A 22,831-nucleotide genomic window follows, 5' to 3' on the forward strand; every position below is an offset into this window, starting at 1 on the left:
ATTGGTTTGCCATTCCACCAACCGTACATAAGCTCATTAGACTATCTTAGAAAGACGGTGTGAAAGGCGAATGAATTGGAAAACACATATGGCACTTGGTGCCATCGCAGGCTACTGCGCCTATCCTTCATGGAAGGGCAGCGTCATTGGCGCGACAATGGCACTCGTACCTGATATCGATCAGGCAAATAGCAAGCTCGGAAACTTGATGGGACCTGTATCCAAAATGCTGCAAAAAGGATTCGGTCATCGAACAGTGACACACTCATGGGTAATATTGTTCCTTCCATTTCTGCTATTCGGTGATTCTCCGGCCGCAATGGCAGCTCTGTGGGGGATATTGTCCCATCTGATCAGCGATATGCTGGTGGGCCGCATTCAGTTATTGTGGCCGTTACGAGTGGGATGGCTCGGTATTCGGGTGTCCAAATCGATGTATCGGACTGTGGATCGAATCGTGTTTTATGTAGCGATTGTGTATATCGTGATCAGAGGTTATCAGTAAGAAGAATGGACATTGAAAAAGGACTTCCCTTCAGGAGGTCCTTTTTCATTAGAACAAAAAAGCTGACACCGGTTTAGGACCGATGCCAGCTTGCCAGTAATGATTATGAGCAGATTCTTCTTATCACGAAACAACTAAGGCATCATGAACTGTTGCACGAGTTCAGCGTTTTCAGTCATGAATTTTTCTGCGTTTTGCATGACCTCTTGTTGTGCTTCCATCATTTGTTGGTCAGTCACAGTAGCGAAGTTGATGGAGTTGTCAGCAGTCATAGCTGGAATTTCCAGTGCTTTGCCGAATTCTGCTTTGGACTTCAGCTTGAAGCTAAAGCCTTTTGGCATATCTGGAGTAGGGTTCGAGAAGTTCACTTTTACCGTGCCATCAGAATCTACACCATTGTCCGTCTTCGTCTCGTTCACGGTAACATTACCGGTCAGAGCAACAGGGTTGGAGGAATATTCGTCTGCTGCTACGAGTGCAAAGTCATACTTTCCGGTTTTTTTCTTGTCTTGCTTGGTTGTCTCGAAAGTAGTCGAGAAGTCCAGAATTGGCTGGTCGGTTTCTTTCGCCAGGATGCTGAACTTGCCCTTTGTCTTGTCTTTTTCTTCTGTCGCTCTGTAGGTGAAGGACATTTCGCCACTTTGCAGATCAGACAGGTTGTGCAGGGAGTAACGGTAGTACGTTTCTGCACCTTTATCGTAGGAAACACTGCTGTAGACCAGCTGATCTTTTTTCTCTTTGTCATCGAACAAGAGCTTGCGGGACAAGATTTGATGGTCGCCGTCCACGAGCACGACCATTCTCAATTGATCGGTTGATTTCGTGTCGGTGTCTTGTGTGTCCTTGATGATGTCATCAAAGGCTTGCTCGTAATTTTTCTTGAATTCTTCTTTGCTAATTTCTTCTACTTTGTAGCCGCTGTCGAGCATCAGTGTAGCCACATTGTGGTAGCGACTGTAGATCAGGTCAAACAACTTTTGGTCAGCTTTTGCCTTCTCTGCGATTTGCTTCGCCAGAGCTGCGCCTTCTGCATCATTAAAAGTAATCGTGATCTCACGTGCATCTTCCTTGAGTCCTTCTTCGGAGAAAGGAACACCTTTTTTGATGCTTACCTGGCTGTCTTTGATGCTGTCAGCATACAGCACGGCATACGGAGTCATGACTGTTTTGAGTTCATCTTGATTAAAATTGATCGCTTCATACAAATCGCTATAGCTTACAATGCGTTTTGGCAGTTCTTCGCCCATCTTTACCTTAAGAGCATCGCGATCTTTCAGGTCCATATAAGCGTATTTCGAGTAAAACTCTGGGAGCTTGAAGCCCATCACGGAATCATTCATGAAGTACTCAAGAGTAGCCAGCTTTTTATCTTGAAGGTGAACTTCCAGGTTACCTGATTGCTGATTTTTCTGTTCATCGATGTTGCTTTGCATCACGAGCTTCGCTTTGCCCAGCATGTCGAGAATTTTTTGTGCTTCCGGGTCTGGGATCGTTGCATCTAGGGCAATTTCACTCACCTCAGCAGTGGAGTGAACTGGTTTTTCCAGGTATGGCTTCATGTAGTCTTGGTATTCCCCGTAAGCTTTGGATACGTCGCTTGAAAACTTCATCATGCTCTCTGCTTCCGCTTGCAGGTAAATCGTTTTAGCGCTCTTAAACAAATCGTATTTGGCATAGGCGGTACCTAATCCACCCAACACAACGACAGCCGCTGCCCCCGCGATCAACCATACTTTTTTCTTGCTTTTGCGCGGTGGGTTCACGTTTGTTGCAGTTTCCATCATTTCTCTCCCCTTTTTGCTCTCTCTTTGGTGAGTACGATGTGCGTAATGATTTTGCGCACTCGATTTTGTATTGTACCATAAGGAGGATGAAGGGGAAGGATTTCCAGTAAAATTCTTCAAAAAAGAGGAAGAAAGACCCAAATGGTTGCATTCTTCCTTCTTTTGTATGCATATAGAACAAAGAAAAAGCGACAGCAGGGGGGAGATCACGTGGATTTTCGCGTGCTGCAAACGTTTATGGTGGCGGCCACGACAGAAAATTTTCACCAGACAGCAGAAGCGTTGTTCATTGCGCAGCCTACTGTCAGCCAGCATATACGACAATTGGAAAAGGAATTGGGGATCAAGCTGTTTGAACGGGTTGGCAAACGCGTTCGGTTAACGGCTGCGGGCAAACGCTACCTGCCACATGCAAAAGGACTCCTTCAACAGTGGCATAACAGTATGGAGGATTTGCAGGCTTGGAGACAGGGCTATCGGGAAAAGCTGCAACTGGCTGTTTCACCGATTATTGCCCGTGCTCGTTTTTCTCATTTGCTGCACCGTTACACCAAGCTGTATCCCGATGTAGATATCTCGATTAAAATTGTCGACTCCGTGGAAATTGGCCCGCTGGTTCAAAATGGACAAGCTGATCTGGGCTTAACCCGGATGGTGCCGGGAGAATTCCAGTTGTCTACTTATCTTTTGTACGAAGATCCTGTCGTTTTTGCAGTCCCTCACAGTGGCGGAGATATGGAGGCGCCCTTGCCTGATTGGGAGCAAGAGGTGCAAGCGAACCGTCTGCTGACCCACAATCACCCGGGTTATTGGGATGAGGTGCTGTTGCTTTTGCGTCAGAGGGGGCTTTCTTTGCGTACAATGGCTGTTTCGCAGGTAGACATTACAAAGCGATTCATCGAGGATGGATTGGGCGTTTCCTTTTTGCCTCGGACGGCTGTCGATCGGGATTTGTTTGAAAACCGTTTTATTGAACTGCCTACACCTGGCCTTGTTTTGCCGAAGGTTGCTTCCTATTTGCTGGTGCCCAAAGCAGGGATTAGCGAGCCAGCGCAGCATTTTATAGATATCTTGCAGTCTTTGTATCCACCGATGCCACTTGTTCAGTCGGGGGGACGGACATAAAAGATAACAAGCCTGTAAGGTAGATGTAAGGTGAATCGATAGTTTTGACCAGTATATGTAACCTATACTGAACCCTGCTAGATGACAGCAGGGGGGAATGACGAATATGCAGGCTGAACCAATCGCACAGAAGGATCGGATTTATTCTATTGATATTGTAAGAGGATTGGCTTTGTTCGGGATTTTGCTGGTGAACTTGCCGGGCTTTATCATGTATTCGGAAGACGTTCGTATGCCAATAGAGGCAGGGATCGATGCATGGATTCGCTTAAGCTATGATTTATTCATTCAGACGAAATTTTTCGGGATCTTTTCGTTTCTATTTGGCTTAGGTTTTTACATTTTTATGTCACGGGCTGAACAGCGTGGACAAAAAGTATTTCGTCTCTTCAGCAGACGGTTGTTCGCGATGTTTTTCATTGGTGTGATTCACGTTATTTTGTGGTTTGGCGATATTTTGACGGTGTACGCATTGCTTGGCTTTTTACTGATGCCTTTTTATCGAAGAAAGTCTTCTACGATTCTAGCATGGGCAGCTAGTCTGGGCGGAGTGTACATGCTCACTCAAGGTGTGGCGCTCGTACAGTCGCTCAATGGTCAAGAAGTCTATCCGTTTATCGCATCATTACAGTCGACAATGATACCGATTTTCGTGATGTTCCTGTTTGGTTTGTATGCGGGAAAACGCGGTTTGATTGCTCAAATTCGCGAGCATAAGCCGTTGTTGAAACGAATCGCTGCTACTACTCTTGTAATCAGTCTTCCGATCGCAGCAGGGATTGTTTGGGCTAGCGGTGTCGGCTTTGGTCCAAAGCTTGAACAGGCGAATAAAATATTGGTTGATCTGGGTACGCTGCCTATGGCGATGTGTTTGATAGCCAGCTTGTTTCTGCTGTTGGATCGTGAGCCGGTACGGAAGGTTCTCCAGCCATTTGCCTACACGGGACAAATGGGGTTAACGACTTATTTGGGTCAGACCGTCATCATGACCATTCTGATTCCTTTGTTCGGTATTACGGCAATGCCGCTTTCTTCTTGGTTTTTGCTTGCGCTGCCGATCTATGCGTTTCAATTACTCGTAAGCTGGCTGTGGCTGAAGCGTTTTAATCGAGGGCCGATGGAAAAGCTATGGCGCTTCCTGACGTACGGACGTAAAAAGAAGTCAATTCCAGCTCCTGCTAACTAATTGTAAAACGTGATCAAAACTACGGTTTTCTTCTATTTCCCTTCACGATTATGAATCGATTATACTGAAGAGAAAAGAGACGAAAATGGAGTGGTGATGATGACAAAACAACATCCTTTGGCTATCGGCTTGGATGGTATCGCCGTAGCAGAAACAGACCTTAGTTTGGTGGATGGGATTAATGGACTGCTGGTGTATCGCGGTCATTGGGCGCGTGATTTGGCTATCCACCACACATTTGAGGAAGTGGCACACCTGCTCTGGTTCGGACATTTGCCTAGCGAGCAGGAGTTGACTGATTTAAAAGATAAGCTCAAAGCAAACCGTGAGCTGCCGGAGCACGTAAAGGGAATCCTGAAGCTGATCCCGGCAGATGTAGATATGATGAGTGTACTGCGTACAGGTGTTTCGGCGCTGGGCAGTTCCTCGCATGGCTTCCCGCCGACCATCGATGAGGTGATTGCGCTGGCTGCCAAGATGCCGACAATCGTTGCGTATCGCTTCGCTTGTCTGGAGGGCCGCGAGCCGTTGGCACCGAATCCGGAGCTGGATCATACAGCGAACTATCTGTATATGCTCAAGGGGGAAAAGCCGAAAGCGGCACACGTACGTGCACTGGATGCGTACCTGATTTTGACGCAGGAGCATGGCATGAATGCATCCACATTCTCCGGTCGTGTTGTCAGCTCGACCGAATCCGATCTGATTTCTTCCATTACGGCAGCAATCGGCACCTTGAAAGGTCCTTTGCACGGCGGAGCGCCATCTGAAGTGACGGAGATGATCGAGGCTATCGGCACGAAGGAAAATGCAGAGCCGTGGCTGCGCAACAAGCTGGAGAGCGGCGGACGCTTGATGGGCTTCGGACACCGCGTCTATAAAACGGTTGATCCGCGAGCAACGGCTCTGCGCGTTGTTGCATCCGAGCTGTCGTCCAACGATCCGTGGTTCGATCTGGCAACACACGTAGAGAAAGTAGGCTTGCAACTGCTGGAAGAGTACAAACCAGGCCGCAAGCTGAATACAAACGTAGAGTTTTTTGCCGCAGCTGTGATGCGTGCGGTGGGCTTGGACGACAATTTGTTTACACCAACATTTGCCGTGAGCCGTGTAGTTGGTTGGAGTGCGCACATTCTGGAGCAGGCAGGCAAAAACCGCATTATTCGCCCGCAATCCAATTACATTGGCACGATGCCAGAATAATCGAGACGTGAATCATGAAAGCTATCCGTTATGCGGGTAGCTTTTTTTCGTGTTATGGATGTGGCTGCGGTGGGGAGAAGAATATTTCCAGTCTAGGCTCCAGGCTCCGTCCCACTGGGGGATTAGACTGCCCGCTCCGAAGGGATTTGCGGGGAAACGCAAAAGTGGTAGCCGCTTCGTAGCTCGGGCACGTTGCGTTTCTGTTGCCCGCAAATCCCTTCTCCGCTCGGTAGGACTCCACAAGTCGCTACGTCTGGAAATATTCTTCTCTGGCGTTACTGATGAGGTTCTTCCATCTCTTTTAAGTCATTAAAAAATCGGATCACACGGAAAGCTCGTAGAGGAAACAGAAGAAATAAGCGAAGATCTTTGGTACACCGACCGAGACGGAATGCAAAAAGCGAAACATGCTTTTAAGCGTCCACCTCTGAAAAACATCCTGAACGAACTACTTTGGACGCGGTTTCGCTTTTTGCATGGAGGCGGGCAGTGAATCCCTCAGCGGGTGGGACAAGAATCTGAGCGTTTTCTCCTGTTTCCTCCCCACCACAACAGCCGGACAAAGCATGATATCGTCTTCACAAAGTGCAACTTGGGATTGCAGAAGATGCTTACTTTTGGCATGATAATAAAAAAAAGTAAGGAGTGGAGCAAATGGCGTTGTTGTCTACCCCGTTTCAGTTTAAAGGACTTAGCTTGAAAAATCGGATTGTCATGCCGCCGATGTGCCAATACTCTGTGGATGCACACGATGGAACACCAACGGACTGGCATTTTGTTCATTACGTTTCTCGTGCAGTAGGCGGAACAGGTCTGATTATCGTGGAAATGACCGATGTCGAGCCTGATGGCAGAATTTCCAACGGCGATTTGGGCTTATGGTCTGACGAACAGATTCCGGCGTATGGACGAATCGTCTCCGAGGTTCATAAGTATGGGGCCAAAATTGGCATTCAGATTGCTCATGCGGGCCGCAAAGCGGAAGACGCAGAAGTGCCTGTATCGGCGTCTGCGATTGCTTTCCCAGGGGCGCGCTACAAAACACCACGGGCGTTGACGACAGAAGAAGTCAAGCAAATGGTCGTCAAGTTCCAGGACTCAGCGAAACGTGCAGTGGAAGCCGGGTTTGACACCATTGAAATCCACGGTGCGCACGGATACTTGATACATCAGTTCCACTCCCCTTTGACAAATCAGCGAGACGATGAGTACGGGCGGGATAAAGCGCTGTTTGGCGTGGAAATTATTCAGGCGATCAAAGAGGTCATGCCAGCTGACATGCCGCTGATCATGCGCGTTTCTGCCGTAGAGTACGTGGATGGTGGATATGGGCTGGATTACAGCACAGAGCTGTGCCGCCGTTACAAGGAAGCAGGCGTGGATATTTTCCATCTATCCAGCGGCGGGGAAGGACCGATTGGTTCAGCAGGCCGTCCAGGTGTTCATCCTGGCTATCAAGTACCATTGGCACGCGCAATTAAGCAGGCACTGGATGTACCAGTTATTGCAGTCGGCAATCTCGATGATCCAAAAGTGGCGGAAGCATCAATTGGCAATGGCGATACGGATTTGGTAGCAGTCGGACGCGGCATGCTGCGTGATCCTTATTGGGCACTGCATGCGATTCATGAGCTGTCGGCGGATGAGTTGCAGCCACCGAAGCAATATTCAAGAGCGTTTTAATCGAGTAAAAGAGCAAGGGGCTTTCCTTTCGACTGAATGAGTCGGAGGAGAGCCCTTTTTTACCGTGAGTCCTTGACACTTTTTGACAGTCCGTTTACTATGAATGTCAGTCAGTACTGACAATCACTTCCGGGAATGAGGATCGCAATGAGCAGCAGCAAAAGTCTTACAAGCAGCGAAAAACTGATGATAGCCGCAATCGATCTCATCGCGGAAAGAGGCTACAACGGCGTAACCACGCAAGAAATTGCCACTGTGGCAGGATTGAGCGAGAAGACGTTGTTTCGCCACTTCGGCAGCAAGCGGAATTTGCTTGAGTGCGCCTTTGACCGTTTTCATTACACGGAAGGGCTGACACAGCTTTTCGCGGAGAAGCTTGTGTGGGATTTGCGCGAGGATTTGCTTTTAATCAGCCGAACATATCACGAAATGATGAACCGCAATCGGAAAATGATTTTGATTAGTATTAAGGATGAGGCCCATTTGCCTGGATTCCGCGAGCGGACCCAAAAGCACCCGCGACAGTTGATGGTACTGTTTACAGATTACTTCAAAGAGATGGGCAAAAAGGGCAAGATGATCCAAACGAATCCGGAGGCACAGGCGACTGCCTTCATGGTCATGAATTTCGGGGCGTTTTTGAACGATCTGGATGGCACTAGCAATTTTTCAGGGGTATCTCTGGAGGCATTTATCGAAGAGAGTGTAGAGGTTTTCGCTAGGGGTTTGACTCCCTAGTTTTTTTACCACCACAATGTCAGTCAGTACTGACAGTCAAGTTACGAATAAAAAGCGAAGGGAAAGATGCGGCATGGAAGCGACAAAAACGCAGCAAAACAGGGACATATTAATCCGGATTTTGATGTTTACCTTAGTCATTTCCTCCATGAGTGCTTTGGTGTTTAACATTGCACTCCCCGAAATTAGCAAGGAGTTTGGATTGAGCATAGCGCAGGTGAGCTGGCTATCGACCGCATATGGATTGTTATACGCGATCGGAACCGTGACGTATGGCAAGCTGGCAGATCGATACAAGCTCAAGAATTTGTTGACGTTTGGACTCTTGGTGTTTACGGCGGGTTCGTTTTTCGGTTTGGTCTCCGATTCCTTTGCGATGGCTCTTTTCGGTAGATGCTTGCAGGCAGTAGGGGCGGCTGTCATTCCGGCTACTGCGATGCTCATTCCTTTGCGATACTTCCCGCCTGAGCGCAGGGGTTCTGTTTTAGGTAGAACGGCAGTAGGATTGGCTCTTGGCGGTGCACTCGGTCCTGTGGTCGCGGCGTTAATCGTCAGCTTTGCCCATTGGCGCTGGCTGTTTTCCATACCGCTCCTGATCTTGCTTACACTGCCGTTCTACCGCAAATATTTGGAGGATGAGGAGACAGCGGCTGGTGGGAAGTTTGATTGGGTGGGCGGCTCGCTACTTGCGATCAGCGGGACGTCATTGCTTTTGGGAGTAACGAATGGATCTTGGTGGTCTGCATTGGGCAGTTTGGTTACTTTGCTCCTGTTCGTTGTACGAATTCGTTCGGTAGCTGATCCATTTGTCCAGCCGAAGGTTTTTGCCAACAAGCAGTATACAATCGGGATTCTGATGGCATTTCTCATCAATGGAATGGGGATATCGCTTTATTATCTCAGTCCGCTGCTCTTGGCTCAGGTGCAGCAGCTATCGACGAGCTGGATCGGCTTTGTGATGGTTCCCGCGGCTATCGCTTCGGCATTGCTTGGTCGCGTGGGAGGAAGGCTCGCGGACAGGCGGGGGAATGTTTTTCTGTATTTCGTTGCATCTAGCTTACTGATTGGCTGCTTTGGCTTGCTGTCTACTTTCACAAGCACCTCGGTTATCGGCATTGCGCTCTTCTTGATCCTAGGCAATGTGGGGCAGTCTTTTATGCAAATCTCGATGGCGAACTCGATCTCGAGGACGTTGACGAAGGAGCAGGCGGGAGTAGGCATGGGAATCTTTTCGATGCTGAGCTTCATTTCCATGGGGATCGCGTCTGCGGTATACAGCAAGGTTATCGATCTTGGCGCGACTACCAATTGGAACCCGGTAAATCCGTATACGAGCGGCTTCATTTACAGCAATATATATTTGATGATGTCCCTGATGCACGTGTGTCTTATGGTCTTCTACTACTTTCAGTTCGGTAGGGCCAAGAGACAGAGCCTTCTGGCGGATAGCTGACCCTTTGTTCATTCAGGCTTCATACAATATGTGGTAGACTAAAACAAAAAAGGAAGGGGGTTCCTGTTCGTTGCGAGAGCTTTCTTCCATTCGTTTTACAGAGGGAGAACCACTGTTCATCCAAATCTATCACTTTATCAAAGACGAAATATTGCGTAACCAAATCACGCATGAGGAGTTTCTCCCCTCAATCAGAAGCTGTGCCCAATCACTTGCTGTCAGCAAAAACACGGTGGAAGTTGCCTATCAGCTACTAGTATCGGAAGGGTACATCAGCAGCATTCCGAAAAAAGGGTATCAGGTGACGTACAAAGCAGGACCTCCTTCTGGGCAGTACGCAGCGGAACGAGAAGACTCTCGTATACCGTCGATTCACTATGACTTTCGCTATGGCAACATCGAGCTCGGAGCCTTCCCTTTTCATCCATGGAATAAGCTGCGCAACAAGCTCATCTCCTACCATCAGCGCACGTATATGGTGGAGGGGCTGGCTCAAGGCGAATACGTATTGCGAAAGGAACTCTCGAAATTGCTGCATGAAACGAGAGGAGTCCTCGCCACGCCGGAGCAGATCATTATTGGAGCCACCCCACAACAGTTGGTATCGATTGTCGTCCAGCTTCTGGACAGAGCGAAGCATGTGATTGGCGTAGAAAATCCGGGCTATGATGGTGCGAGAAATACGTTTCTCAACGGTGGATACCGTGTACACGGCATTTCCTTGGAGGCAGACGGTGTTTCCATAGATGAGCTGAAGAGAAGCGGGGCAAGCATCATGTACGTGAGTCCTTCTCAGCAATTCATCAACAAAATGACGATGCCTTTGGAGAAAAGAAACCAATTGACCCTGTGGGCGCAATCCTTATCGCATTCTTATCTGGTAGAGGATGACTACGAATGGGAGTTCAAATATCAAGAGAGCTACATCCCTTCGATCCAGAGCCTGTCTCCCCAAAAGGTTGTTTACATTGGGCGGCTCTCCAAAGCATTGCTGCCGCTCGTAAACGTCAGCTACGTCGTCCTTCCTTACGAGCTGTTATCGCGTTTTCACCAGCGCGTGCCTGAATACGATCAGCCTGTTTCCCGCTTGGACCAGTTGACGCTAGCGACGTATTTGTCCGATGGCTATTGGCATAGACACTTGCAGCACATGCGAAAAAACTATATGGAAAAGCGAGAGGCGTTTCTTCAGGCAGTCGCTCGTTACATGGACGGACGTGTGGAAATAGAAGGGAAGGATACGGGGCTGCATGTATTTTTGACCGTAAAAAGTCAGCGTACGGAAGCGGAACTCATGGAGCGTGCCTATCAAAAAGGCGTAAAAGTCTACGGAACTGCCCGATACTGGCTGCATGATACAAGGGAGCATCCGACGGTATTGCTAGGATACGGAGCATTGACCCCCGACGATATTCAGAAGGGCATTCGCTTGTTGGCTAGCGCCTGGTTTGAGTAACAGATCATCTTTCTGTCCCACTCATCTTGAACGATCTGTCCCTTTGGCCCCAGACGGCTATCCATTACGATGGACAGGACAGCGATTAGAAAGGGTGGGAAAAATGAAGTTCATTTTTGATCTGGACGGGACGATCTGCTTCAAGGGTCAACCGATCTCAACAAACATTTTGGATAGCCTGCTTGCACTCGAACAAGCGGGACATACGGTGGGTTTCGCCTCCGCAAGACCGTGTCGTGACATGCTGCCTGTCCTCGATGAGCGGTTTGCCAACCATCTCCTCATTGGCGCGAATGGAGCGATGACGCATCACCAAGGAAGCTTGCAGGGCTGCGTGCCGATCCCGGATCGTTTGGCACATGAAATCATCAGCATTCTCGATGATTATCGCGCGCAGTATTTCATCGATGACTCGTGGAATTACGCACATAATTGTGTGTCGACCCATCCTTTTTTGAGCTATATCGATCCCAATCGGACAGCCAGCCGCGTGGACGTAGATCAACTGAATGCCGTGCTGAAAATCCTGATTTTATCGTGTGACCGTTATGAAGAATTGATGGCGAGAATCAAGGAACTTGATGTTACGCTGCATTTTCATTCGGCAGAAGGCATTCTCGACCTCACTTATCGGGGAGTGAATAAATGGGCGGCCCTGAATCGGTTCGATGTGGCAGGGGAGCCGTTCATCTGCTTTGGCAATGACATGAATGATTTGCCGCTATTTGAAAAAGCGCATTATTCCGTATTGATTGGCGAGTATGAACCGCTGCTTTCACTGGCAAAAGAAAAAATCACCATGGATGATCATGTGGAGCAATCTATTATCGCAAAATTGCGAGAGCTGGGCGCGAACAACTGAATGATGAAAAACGTCCGAATGGTGGAGATCCGGACGCTTGTTTCCATCAACGATTATTGGATCATCTCAGCACAACACCAACCGCATACACTTTGCAGCCGATCAGGATCTTCCCAGCAACAGGCTCTGCATCTCATGCTTCTTTCTCTGGGAGGATTTTGTCTAGAATAAGGATCACGATCAGGATGACGAGGAGTAGAATACTGCACCAAACGACCATTTACTTTCTTGAATCCTTTGTTGCGGGATTTATTCCTTCTCAATGATGATCACTCCTTTTGATGGGATACGTTAGGGTATGCTCAAAAATTTCTATGGAATAGACATGCATCCCCAATTACAAAAAATGGGATCAATCACTTGTTCTTCTAAATCCATCTGCGGGTTGCTACATTTTCTAGGAGGCTATGACATGATGAATCCATCATTGGAAAAGAGACATCAGGCACTGCGCGAAGCAGAGACCAAAGCGGAGTTTTTATTTGCCACAATCGAAGAGAAGGGCATTATTCGCAGCGGCGTGACGGAAAAGGATATCAACAAGGAGATTTACGAGCTGGCCTTTCAATTGTTCGGGATCAAGAAATACTGGCATAAGCGAATTGTGCGAGCGGGAAGAAACACGCTGTTTCCGTACCGAGAAAATCCACCGAACTTGACTGTCACTCCCGAAGATATTGTCTTTCTCGATTTCGGGCCCATTTTTGAGGACTGGGAGGCTGATCTCGGGCGGACGTATGTGCTTGGAAATGATCCGGTAAAACAAAAGCTGCGCGACGATATTGAAAAAGCGTGGGACGAGGGCAAGGCTTACTTTTTGTCCAAGCCGGATATTACGAGCAGCGAGCTGTTTGCCTACATGTGCGAGCGCGCCAAAGCATACGGCTGGGAGTACGGTGGTCCGCACGCAGGGCATCTCATCGGCGAATTCCCGCATGAAATAATTCAAGGGGAGGATATCGTCAACTATATTCACCCTGACAATTACAAGCCAATGAGAGAGCCGGATCATAACGGACGCCCGCGCGATTGGATCCTGGAGGTTCATTTTATTGATCGGGAACGAGAAATTGGGGGATTTGTAGAGAAGCTGTTGACGGTGGAGTAAGAGGGAAATAAGAAAACGCCTTTTCCAATTAGGAAAGGGCGTTCTTTATTTACCTATTCTTTGCCTTACTAATACATCACCATGTTCCCGGTCTTTTTCATATGCTTCTCCGCTTGCTTCAACAACACGACGGTCGCTGTCACGAGCACCAGCAAGACGGTGGCTAGCAGTCCCATACTCGGCAGCAGTGTTTGCAACGATGCTCCCTCCATCAGCAGCTCACGAATCAACTGAAGTGCGTAGGTCAGGGGAAAGCAAAAGGAAATGACCTTGGCCCAAACCGGAAAGGCCACCGGGGGTAGGCGGACACCGGAAAAGATCAGCATCGGCTCATCCAGCACGGTGTACAAAAAGCTCGAATCGCGTGAAAACAGAAAGAGTACACAGAGAAAGCCGCCCCAGACGATGGCCGATACCAGCAAAATGAGGAAGGCGAGTGGAGGTGCCCACCAGCCGCTCAGCTGAATGCCATCGACAAAAAACAAGGCTAGCAGGACAAAGCAAAAGAACAGCCAGACTCCTTCGATCAGTGAGGAAAGCGAACGCCCGTATAGAAAAGCGAGCCGGTTGACCGGGCTGATGAAGATCATTTCCATGGTTCCTGCTTGTCGTTCAAAGCTCATTTGCCATGACGACTGTACCAGGCACCAATAGAAGATATAGCCTAAATAGCCAGTCAACAGGAACAACGGCAACTGCTCGTAGCTGATGAACCGGGCTAGAGGGGAATCAGCTCCCATCCGAAACGGGGCAAACGAATAATATGCGGTTACAAAATTGATAACGGGCCAGACCAAGAGCGAGAAGTAGATCATTTTGCTGTGAAACGAATGGCGATGCTCCTTGATGATTTCGGCCAAAAGCAGACTGCCTAGCTGTTTCATGCCCCCCTCCGATCTGCCATGTGCAGGATGACGTCCTCCAGAGATGGCTGTTGCGTGGAGAGACGCAAGACAGGGGATTGGTGGGCAGCCAAGAGGGAAAGTAATGGCGTCGTCATATCCGTTTTGCCTCGTAACGTCACTTCCCAGGTCTGCTCGTCTGTTTCCGCTATTTCCCGTGAGCCGCCATAATCCAGAGCCAGCTGGCGCAGATCGTAATCGAGCGAGTCGGAGAGAGAGGGGATCACTACCTGTAAGGCTGTATCTAGATGGAGCGATTTGGTCAGGTGCTCCGGTGTATCATGCGCCACGAGCCTTCCTTTATCGATGATGTATACCTCGTCGCAAAGCTCTTCTACCTCATGAATGTAGTGGCTGGTCAGCAGAATGGCTTTTCCATGTTGAGAAGCGAGCTCACTCACATGCTTGCGAAGCTGCCGGGCAATGGGGGCGTCCAAGCCGAGAGTCGGTTCGTCAAGGAACAGGTAGTGCGGATCATTGATCAGGCCCCGGGCGATTTGTAGTCGCTGCTTCATGCCTTTGGAATAACGCTCGACTGGGGTGTTGGCCGCCTCATACAGACCAACCTGCAAGAGCAATGAATCGATCCGATCGCGCAAGGCCTGCCCTTGCAAACCGTACAGACTACCGAAGTATTGCAGGTTTTCCCGCCCTGTCAGCCGCCAGTACAGCATGCGCTCGCCTCCTGCGATCATGTTGACCTTGGCTTTGACGAACCGATCGTCCTTTACCGCGTCGTACCCGTCTACCGTGATTGTGCCGCTGGTTGGGGTGAGCAGCGTGGAGCACATCTTGATCGTTGTTGTTTTTCCTGCCCCATTAATACCTAACAATCCAATGATTTTGCCGGGTACCATGCGAAAGGACAGATCAGCGACTGCCTCGACCTCTGTCCATTGCTGGCGAAACCAGCCTTTTTTCTCCTTCACCCGGTATACCTTCCGTACATTCTCTGCAATCAGCATGATCGTTGTCCTCCTTGTTATCCAAAAATCGATTCCATGACGCGTTTTTCCATCTTACGAATGCCCCACACCCCGATGACGAGATAGACGAGGGACAGGGCTGCCATATGAAACAGCTGTGGTGAAACAGCATGCAGCGGCGCTCCTTGAATCACACATTGCCGAAAAGCATCCAGCGCAGGCGCGAGCGGCATGATGAGACCGAGCGGTTGCAGCCATTCAGGTAAATATGGAATCGGAAACGTGACTCCACTGACAAAGGCCATCACGGCAAACAGCGTGTTTTGTGTGATGTACGTATCGCGGAACCAAAGCATGAGACTACCCAATACGAGCGCTTGGCAAAAGAAAGCCCCTGTAGACAATATCCAGACAAGAACGGCGCTCCATACGTTCGTATGAGAGAGCTTGAGTCCAAACAACGCCCCTACAAGCAAAATCACCGAAAATTCGAACAAAGTACGCATGAGTTGTTGGGCGACATTCCCCAAAAAGTACCCCCTGCGCAAGGAAGGGGTGAGCAAAACAGCCTCCAAGGTCCCTTCCCGAAGCTCCGTAATGAGTGAGCGGCTGACATTCATCAAGGTCGAGACGGCAAACGCATAAAAAGCTCCGCCGAGGATGGCGTACGACAAGTAATCGGACGAGCCGGTGAGATGTGCGAAATTCTTGTCCAACTGTCCGGCAAAAACATAGTGATAGGCGAAGAAGGCGAACAGCACCGTATACACCCCGGAAAAAATGTGGCCGATGACAAACGACCACGGATAGGCACGAATCATCACGCGGGTATTGCGGATAAAGGTAGCTTTGGCGACATGAAACACGTTATTTCCTCCGTTCTGGGGGATGTGATGAAGTAGGTGGAGCGAGAATTCCGGGAACAGGCATATCGATGAACTCATGCAGATCGACGGCGAGTTGTTCCAGCCGTGATGCAATCGCGCGGTAAAACACATACCGTCCCCGCCGTTCACTCCAGATAAACCCTGTGTCTACCAACAGATTCAAGTGCTTGTTGACGGCAGGCTCACTGATGTTGTGCAGGTCAGCCAACTGCTGCGTGCAGTAAGGATGAGCCAATAACGATTTGAGAATCGCTGTCCGCGTCGGGTCACTGAACACCTTCATTTTGCTGATAAAGTCAGCGGGAATCACTGAGGTAGCTCTGGTGCCGGGAACGTCAACGGTTAAGCACACGGAGATATGGTCGTCGTAAATGCCTAGCAACAAATGCGGCGAGACAAACGTTGAGACACGCAAATGGATACGAGCCAGCTCCGAATAGCCAAATGTGTACGTTTTTGCCTTGTGAAATTGCAAGAAGTCTTCGTGCACCTTCAAGCGCGGGTGTACCTGCGACAAAAACGAAATCGGATCAAGCTTGATCTGCTCTTGTGCTTCATGTACGGCGCGGATGAGCCACGGTTCAATCCGCCGTTCTTCTGCCTGGAAAAAAGGCAGGTAGTCGTAGCAAAACTCTAGAAAACTGCGCTTGGTCGAGAGTGGATGGCGCAAAAGCTCCCGATGCTCCGGTTTCAGCTCATCAAAAATCTCGTCTGTACGTCCTTGCATCCAAGTGTGAAGTTGTCTGGGATGATAGACGGGACCGATCATGAGTTGGGCAAACTCGCCAGCATCCATCGCCTGTACACGCTCCAATGCGGCCTCAACAGAATGCTCAAAGCACTCCTCCCAAGGTGCTAGGAAGTCCATAGCATCGAGAAACTGATTGGACATGGAACTAAAATAGTGGAGCTTTTTCAAGAGCGGGGCAGGTAAAGCAGTGAGCAATTCCTCCGCCCAATGCAAGCGGGAGGTGTGATGCTCCGGCTTGGCAAGCACATGGAGACTTAAGAAAAACTCATAGCCAGGTATGTATGCGACATGAAGATGCTTACGCAGCCAGTCAGGTAAATCTTGCACCGAGCATCCTCCTTTCTTATTCAATTAACCATTTGGTGAATTGAATTTGGGAGTGGGCAAAATTGAAGAAATTATGCCGGAGGGACATCCCGCTGTCAAGAGAAAAAGAAAACAACCACGGCTAACGGGTAGCACGTGGTTGTGGGACAGTATTACGTCTCAGAGAAACGAGAGCCGAGCGTCTGCACGGCTTGCTGCATCGCTGTCAAATCGGCTTCGGGAAGCGACTTTTCCTGATAGCGATATTGCTGATAGTAACGTGTGATGCGAGCGACTGCATCCAGCTGACCTGCATCTAGCAAGGACTTTTCGCGCAGCCGATTGAAAAACTCTTGGGGTGTCTCGTGCAGCTCGATTGGCATGCCTTGCTTCTCCATGAGGACGAGAAATTGATAGTAGGCGTACCTGGTGGGGTCATCCTCTGGACCAACAGGCTGTTTGAACCATTTGGCAGAGCCATCTTCTGTGCTTTCTTCACTGGAAGAGGGAGGAACAGTGGTCAATACGGTATTTTGTACAGCCGCCACTTCTTTTTCCAGCGTAATCGTCCCCTTGAAGCGCTTTTTCCATATGTACCTGCCGAGCAGGATCACACAGGCGAGGATGAAGGCAATGATTAAGTATGGCTGTAGAACAGAAAAGAGTGGTTCTCCGAGCTGTATTTGCACACTGGGGTTATCTGGTTTTTGTCCTGTATTTTCCGTTAATAACTGAATCGCTGCTTGTTTTTGGCTCGCCCTCTCGTACAAGCGTTCAAACAATTCCACAATGAAAATAAGCACAGGCTCAAAGAGCGTATACAGACCATCGCTGACAGGTCCTTTAATCCAACTCCAGATCCAATAGATGAGACCAAGTAAGATAGAACCGACAGCCAAATAACCTGCGATCAAAAGAAAACGAGTGCCAAGCACTTGACTGCCGAGTAGCATGCTAATGCGAACAGGCAGCCTCGTAGAAAGTGATCCTTCCCGCAGTACAAACGCCCCAATCGCCACCAAAATATAGCTGAGAGTAATGAGGACAAGCATGGAAAAAGAGGCTGCGAGCGAATAGGAACCCGGGTCAACGATGGAGGTGTAAAGTACCGCTAACACAAGCTGTATCAGGCCCGCCATCAGTGCCAGAACAAATCTGCGTTGCAGACTGTCATGTCGATACCCTTCCGATGCAGCACTTTGTACTCTCCAAAAATAAACAGCAGCCAGTATAAGCGCGATGAGCCAGGAATCGTAGAGGTAGAAGCTGCTCATTCCTATGACAAACACAATGGGATATAGCAACAGATGGAGCATCAAGCGACCGCCACCACCATGGTACAACCAGCTCCCAGCCATGAGCAGTGGCGCTGCGACTAGGCAAAACGAGAGAAGTTGACCAAAGCCTGCTGTCATATACCCAAACAAGATCAGGAAAACACCCGTCAGCATGGCCTCCAGCCAAAACGCGAGCGTCCAGCGCCCCATCAAGGAGAGTGTCATCCCATCATCACGCTCCTTTTTTTCAAACGAGCATGCTCAAAACGCTGGATGATGACAGGGTCAGAAGAAACATCCAGTACCGCAACCTGATGACCGCGTTGAACAAGGCGCTCCGCGGAGGCTTGTAAGGATTGGTCCATTCTTGGTGTCACAATGAGAATGGCTTCCTTTCCATGGGCTTCCTCTAACCGGCGAAGAACAGTCGTCAGTGGCGTTGTCACAAAATGATGCATTTGCGCCAGTTGACTCATGACGTGCAGGTGGTGCGTCTTGCCACTTCCCGCAGGCAAATGAAAATGCTCACGTCCTCGTTGCTTCACGGTGAGGTACAGCTCGTATCCGACTGATTTTCTCCTGCACTGGCCAGCTAAAGCCGCAAGACAGGAGATCGTCCGTTCATTGGTGGTATCGTTATACTTTTGCATCATCGGTTCATAGGAGGGCAGGATATGCCCGACGATTCGCCAGTTCGGATGGGCTGTATACTCGAAAAGGCGTGTTTCCAGTGAGCCTGTTTTGGCGGTTGCCTTCCAATGGATGTGCTTGAAACGGTCGCCTGGCATATACGACCGAACGCCACGCTGAAAAGTGACATCGTCTAGTTGGCGCTGACGAGAAATCCGATTCCCATCTGGTTCCGTTTCAGCAAGCACGACAGGAGAAAGAGCAAGAGGCAACGGATAGACCAGCAAGGAAAAGGAAATCGACAATGTCATAGCGGTAGGCTCCTCGCCCAATAACGGCAATGTCTCGGATTGCACATCCGTCAGCCAGACGGTGCCTCGCTTGTTCGGGATGAGAATCAAGGTGCGTGTAGCACTTTGTCGCATCGGCAGATCAAAGCGCAGGCGAACGCTCGTCCGATGATTGAGGAGTCGCACCTCGTCTGCGCCTTCCACCGAGACATGCTCTGGCAATGTGAAGCGAAGCCAGGTAGCAGGCAAAGGCAGCCACGAACGATTGTGCAAGCGAACTGTAATGTGCACGGGGGTCCCTGACAGGACGCGCGTTTGATCACTGGACCATTCGAGTGATACACATTTGGACATGGATTTGACCCACCAGTCTTGTGCAGCGGGGAGAAAAAAGAAAAAGCCCCCAAACAGAAAGAAAAACCAGTGGCCGGAAAAAACGGCGAAGAGCAGCAAGACAAAACCGATTACGTGAAAGGTTTGCTTGGTGATCATAGCGCTACACGCTTTCTTCGACGGGAGCGGGGACGCTGGTCAAAATTTGCTCCACGACTTCCTGCTCCGTCACATGCAGCTCTGCTTCCATGGAGAGGCGAATGCGGTGAGCTGCCAGACTGGGGAACACCACTTTCACATCATCCGGCAAGACATAAGTACGACCAGAAACGAACGCGTAAGCCTGGGCGGATCGCAACAGGGCGAGCATGGCGCGCGGACTGATGCCCACCTCAACCGAACGATGCTGGCGAGTCGCTTCCGTCAGATCGATGATATAGTCTTCTACCGGTTGACTGACATGAACGGTCGTGACCTCGCGTTGCAGAGCCGCAATTTGCTCGACAGTGATGACCGGCTCGACGGCCTCTAATGGGGAGCCACTGCGGAATCTCCGCAAAATTTCTTTGGCATCCTCTCGCGTTCCGTAGCCAAGAGACAGCTTGAAAAGGAAGCGGTCCAACTGTGCTTCTGGCAATGGATAGGTCCCTTCCGATTCAATCGGATTTTGGGTCGCAATGACCAGCATGGTCGATGGAAGTGGCAAGGTGACGCCTTCGATCGTGACCTGGCGTTCCTCCATGCATTCCAGCAAGCCGGATTGAGTCCTGGGAGTGGCTCGGTTTATTTCATCTGCGAGCAAGACATCTGCAAAAACAGGTCCCTTGCGCAGTTCGAATTCACTTGTTCGCTGATTGAATACGTGTAGACCGACGACATCAGATGGCAGTAGATCCGCAGTAAATTGCAGGCGGTTGTAAGAGCCGCCAATCGCTTGCGCCAATGTTTTGGCAAGCACGGTTTTTCCCATTCCGGGCAAGTCCTCCAGCAATACGTGACCACGGGCGAGCAAGGCCGTTACCAATAGGCGGATCTGACTTTCCTTGCCCACGATAACGCTGCTGATAACATGCTGAAGGTTATCCAATGTCGGATGAGTCATGAAAATTCTCCTTTTCCCATTCAAAATTTAGGAGGCATACGGTTTTTATTATATAGGGAATATCCTGTTATTTACAAATTTTCGAAATAATATTCCCCCCAGCGCGGCGAGCACGATGACGGCACCTACAAAGATGTAAAGAGGGCGAATCCCTACCTGATCGCTTAGCTGTCCGCCAAGCCAAATACCGACGGGCATCGTCGCACGCACGATGAGCAGGCGGACAGACAGTACACGCCCCATCAACTCGGAAGGAACGTGAAGCTGATACAAGCTCGTGCTATGTACTTGGAAAAAAGGAGCAAACAGACCAGCCAGTAGTTCGATGGTGATGGCAAGCCAGATGTCATGGGTAAAGCCTATCGCAACAAAGCTTAAGCCACCTAATACCAGTGAGCCCAACATGATCAGGGGCTGACCAAGGCTGTTACGGAAGCGTGGCACGAGCAAGGAGCCGAAGAAATATCCCAACGGATAACCAGCCAAAAACAAGCCTACATGAAACGAGGTGCCTTGTAGCTCGCCGACTACAAAAGGCAGGTTTAGTACGAGTGTGACTCCGACAGCAAATTGGACGAGAGCTGAGTACAGGCCAAGCCAGAGTAGAAGGGGCTTCTGCCAAAAGATCGCTAGACCAGCCTTAAACATGACAAACCACGATTGCTTCTTGCTGGCGGTATCCGCTGGGGCGATTGGACAAAGAACCAGAAAGAAACCGCTGAGCGCATAGCTGATCGCGACCAATGCGAGTACTGACTCGCCGCCGATACTGGCTACGAGAATCCCAGCCAAAGGAGGACCTGTAATCAAGGCAATGCGCAGGACACTTTCCAAATAGGCATTGGCTTGGAGGAGCTGCTCTCTTTTGACCAGAACAGGGAGGAGCGATTGGCTGGCTGGCACATATAGCGGTTGAACGAGACCGTTGATCAAGGCAGTGAAATACAACGGCCAGAGCGATTCTGTCCCGGAAGTAATGACCACAAAGGACAAACAAAACGCAGCAGCTCGCATCCATTGAGAAAAAAGCATGACACGCTTCTTGTCGAATCGGTCGATGTACGGTCCGGCTACCAACTGAATAGCGAGCGACGGTATGAAATACAGCAGCCACATCTGTCCGACCGCACCTTGTGAGCCTGTTGCCTGATAGATTAACCAGCTATTGGCGAGGGTACCGAGTGAGGCCCCGAGTTCGGAAATGAGCTGACCAAAAAGAATCCAACGATAAGAACGCTGCTGCCAGACAGAGGCTTGTACCGCAGTTTGGTTCATGGGGCGCTCCTGTCCAGGAATTCATCCCATATCAGGGGGAGCTTGTCCAGAGTATGACGGCGGAGTCTGTAACGGGAGCCGACTGTTTCAACGAGATGGGCAGACCGCAGCATGGACAGGTGATGGTGCACTGTCGATTTTGCCATAGAGAGTTGCTCTGTTATTTCTTGCAGACTCAGGTCCTTTTCCGCGAGCATTTTGACCATGCGCAGCCTGTGCTCATCTCCGAGTGCTTTTAAGGCTTGCACCAGTGAAGGGGGTGGCTGATTTGGATCTACAGCATCGTGCAAATTTTCGTCGGCAACAGAGTAATAAAAAATTTTCGTCCCGACAGCATCGGCCTGTACGGTCCACGGGCGATAGATCGCTTGTGGGATCAGCAGCACGCGTGTCACGGCAGGCTCAGGGAGGTAGCTCGATCCTGTCGCATACTCCACCAAGGCTTCCGGGGTGAGCTTCCCTAGCTTGTTTTGCTTTTGCGACCAATCCCGTTCTAGCATACGAACGATTTCTTCCTCATGCGGCTTGATGTGGGTGCCATACCAGCCTTCCATCAATCGGAGAATATGACTCCGCAGCTCTTCTGCATCAACGGAAGTAATATGTCCGATATACGATTCAAAAAAGAGGTGCGCGCGGCACGCTTCCTGTAAAGCGGCGCAATCCTCTTTGCTTCCTTGTGCAGCCTTCCAACGTGCTTCTTGCATATTCTCACCTAGATAAGGGAGGGCCTCGTATCGGAGCTGTTCTGTTGAGAGCTCTCTGACATACGAGAGAAATGAATCCAGATCAGCGAAAGGGCAAAGATCGAGCAGTTGCAAAAGCGTCTTCCACGTGTTGTGCTCCTTCGCATAGTCGACCTCTTGCCGTACAGAAGGCGATAGCTCGTCCAACAGTTGACGCCAGTAGGCAGGAGGGTGTTCCATCGTGTGATGCAATTGATCGTAGGTAGCGGCAGCGATTCCCAAGGCAGCTTCGAATAAAGGAGAATACGAGATCTCCACGCGATACGTTGTCCGTTCACTTCCGATGTTCAAAACTTTCACGTC

20 protein-coding genes are annotated in these 22,831 nt (G+C 49.8%); 10 read left to right on the plus strand and 10 right to left on the minus strand.

The features are described 5' to 3' along the window. Positions 1-70 precede the first annotated feature (70 nt). Positions 71-505, plus strand: a complete 435-nt coding sequence (locus HPY27_RS25100) for a metal-dependent hydrolase (RefSeq protein ID WP_017247226.1) — start codon at positions 71-73, stop codon at positions 503-505. A gap of 134 nt (positions 506-639) precedes the next feature. On the opposite strand, the gene HPY27_RS25105 is transcribed toward HPY27_RS25100, so the two are convergent. Next, entirely contained in the window at positions 640-2,289 is a 1,650-nt protein-coding gene (locus HPY27_RS25105; RefSeq protein ID WP_371814370.1) for a hypothetical protein, read from the minus strand. A 210-nt stretch (positions 2,290-2,499) separates the two neighbouring features. Between HPY27_RS25105 and HPY27_RS25110 the strand changes: the two genes are divergently transcribed. From HPY27_RS25110 to HPY27_RS25150, 9 genes are all read left to right on the plus strand, one after another. Further along, the gene (locus HPY27_RS25110) at positions 2,500-3,414 is read left to right on the plus strand and encodes a LysR family transcriptional regulator (RefSeq protein ID WP_026042949.1); all 915 of its coding nucleotides are present in this window, start codon (positions 2,500-2,502) and stop codon (positions 3,412-3,414) included. A gap of 97 nt (positions 3,415-3,511) precedes the next feature. Continuing rightward, positions 3,512-4,600 (plus strand): DUF418 domain-containing protein, encoded by a 1,089-nt coding sequence (locus HPY27_RS25115; protein ID WP_254612988.1) that lies wholly within the window; start codon positions 3,512-3,514, stop codon positions 4,598-4,600. Positions 4,601-4,699: 99 nt separating this feature from the next. Continuing rightward, positions 4,700-5,803 (plus strand): citrate synthase/methylcitrate synthase, encoded by a 1,104-nt coding sequence (locus tag HPY27_RS25120; RefSeq protein ID WP_017247230.1) that lies wholly within the window; start codon positions 4,700-4,702, stop codon positions 5,801-5,803. A 654-nt stretch (positions 5,804-6,457) separates the two neighbouring features. Then, positions 6,458-7,486, plus strand: coding sequence for an NADH:flavin oxidoreductase/NADH oxidase (locus HPY27_RS25125; RefSeq protein WP_174226256.1), 1,029 nt, complete (start codon positions 6,458-6,460; stop codon positions 7,484-7,486). Between the two features lie 147 nt (positions 7,487-7,633). Next, entirely contained in the window at positions 7,634-8,224 is a 591-nt protein-coding gene (locus tag HPY27_RS25130) for a TetR/AcrR family transcriptional regulator (RefSeq protein ID WP_026042950.1), read from the plus strand. A 73-nt stretch (positions 8,225-8,297) separates the two neighbouring features. Continuing rightward, positions 8,298-9,677 carry an MFS transporter gene (locus HPY27_RS25135; RefSeq protein ID WP_174226257.1) on the plus strand — a complete coding sequence of 460 codons (1,380 nt, stop codon included), beginning with the start codon at positions 8,298-8,300 and terminating at the stop codon, positions 9,675-9,677. Positions 9,678-9,747: 70 nt separating this feature from the next. Further along, complete coding sequence (gene pdxR, locus HPY27_RS25140; protein ID WP_174226258.1) at positions 9,748-11,133, plus strand: MocR-like pyridoxine biosynthesis transcription factor PdxR; 1,386 nt, start codon at positions 9,748-9,750, stop codon at positions 11,131-11,133. 103 nt (positions 11,134-11,236) lie between these two features. Then, positions 11,237-11,995: an HAD-IIB family hydrolase gene (locus HPY27_RS25145; RefSeq protein WP_173624110.1), complete on the plus strand. Its 759-nt coding sequence runs from the start codon at positions 11,237-11,239 to the stop codon at positions 11,993-11,995. Between the two features lie 415 nt (positions 11,996-12,410). Beyond that, on the plus strand, positions 12,411-13,103 hold the full coding sequence (locus tag HPY27_RS25150; RefSeq protein ID WP_026042951.1) for a M24 family metallopeptidase: 693 nt from the start codon (positions 12,411-12,413) through the stop codon (positions 13,101-13,103). Between the two features lie 68 nt (positions 13,104-13,171). On the opposite strand, the gene HPY27_RS25155 is transcribed toward HPY27_RS25150, so the two are convergent. From HPY27_RS25155 to HPY27_RS25195, 9 genes are all read right to left on the minus strand, one after another. After that, the gene (locus HPY27_RS25155; protein ID WP_174226259.1) at positions 13,172-13,987 is read right to left on the minus strand and encodes an ABC transporter permease; all 816 of its coding nucleotides are present in this window, start codon (positions 13,985-13,987) and stop codon (positions 13,172-13,174) included. Next, positions 13,984-14,970, minus strand: coding sequence for an ABC transporter ATP-binding protein (locus HPY27_RS25160; protein WP_017247238.1), 987 nt, complete (start codon positions 14,968-14,970; stop codon positions 13,984-13,986). The genes HPY27_RS25155 and HPY27_RS25160 overlap by 4 nt, the downstream gene beginning before the upstream one ends. Positions 14,971-14,987: 17 nt before the next feature. Then, positions 14,988-15,797, minus strand: coding sequence for an ABC transporter permease (locus HPY27_RS25165; RefSeq protein WP_174226260.1), 810 nt, complete (start codon positions 15,795-15,797; stop codon positions 14,988-14,990). 1 nt (position 15,798) lies between these two features. Beyond that, positions 15,799-16,896, minus strand: coding sequence for an ArsR/SmtB family transcription factor (locus HPY27_RS25170; protein ID WP_017247240.1), 1,098 nt, complete (start codon positions 16,894-16,896; stop codon positions 15,799-15,801). Positions 16,897-17,048: 152 nt separating this feature from the next. Further along, positions 17,049-18,377 carry a DUF4129 domain-containing protein gene (locus tag HPY27_RS25175; protein ID WP_174226261.1) on the minus strand — a complete coding sequence of 443 codons (1,329 nt, stop codon included), beginning with the start codon at positions 18,375-18,377 and terminating at the stop codon, positions 17,049-17,051. After that, positions 18,374-19,564: a DUF58 domain-containing protein gene (locus HPY27_RS25180; RefSeq protein WP_174226262.1), complete on the minus strand. Its 1,191-nt coding sequence runs from the start codon at positions 19,562-19,564 to the stop codon at positions 18,374-18,376. Before HPY27_RS25180 ends, HPY27_RS25175 begins: the two co-directional genes overlap by 4 nt. Before the next feature lie 4 nt (positions 19,565-19,568). Further along, positions 19,569-20,507 (minus strand): AAA family ATPase, encoded by a 939-nt coding sequence (locus HPY27_RS25185; protein ID WP_017247243.1) that lies wholly within the window; start codon positions 20,505-20,507, stop codon positions 19,569-19,571. A 48-nt stretch (positions 20,508-20,555) separates the two neighbouring features. Next, complete coding sequence (locus tag HPY27_RS25190) at positions 20,556-21,782, minus strand: MFS transporter (RefSeq protein WP_174226263.1); 1,227 nt, start codon at positions 21,780-21,782, stop codon at positions 20,556-20,558. Continuing rightward, positions 21,779-22,828 carry an ArsR/SmtB family transcription factor gene (locus HPY27_RS25195; RefSeq protein ID WP_017247245.1) on the minus strand — a complete coding sequence of 350 codons (1,050 nt, stop codon included), beginning with the start codon at positions 22,826-22,828 and terminating at the stop codon, positions 21,779-21,781. The genes HPY27_RS25190 and HPY27_RS25195 overlap by 4 nt, the downstream gene beginning before the upstream one ends. Positions 22,829-22,831 lie beyond the last annotated feature (3 nt).

The sequence above is a fragment of the Brevibacillus sp. HB1.1 genome, from assembly GCF_013332445.1.
Lineage (GTDB): Bacteria > Bacillota > Bacilli > Brevibacillales > Brevibacillaceae > Brevibacillus > Brevibacillus porteri.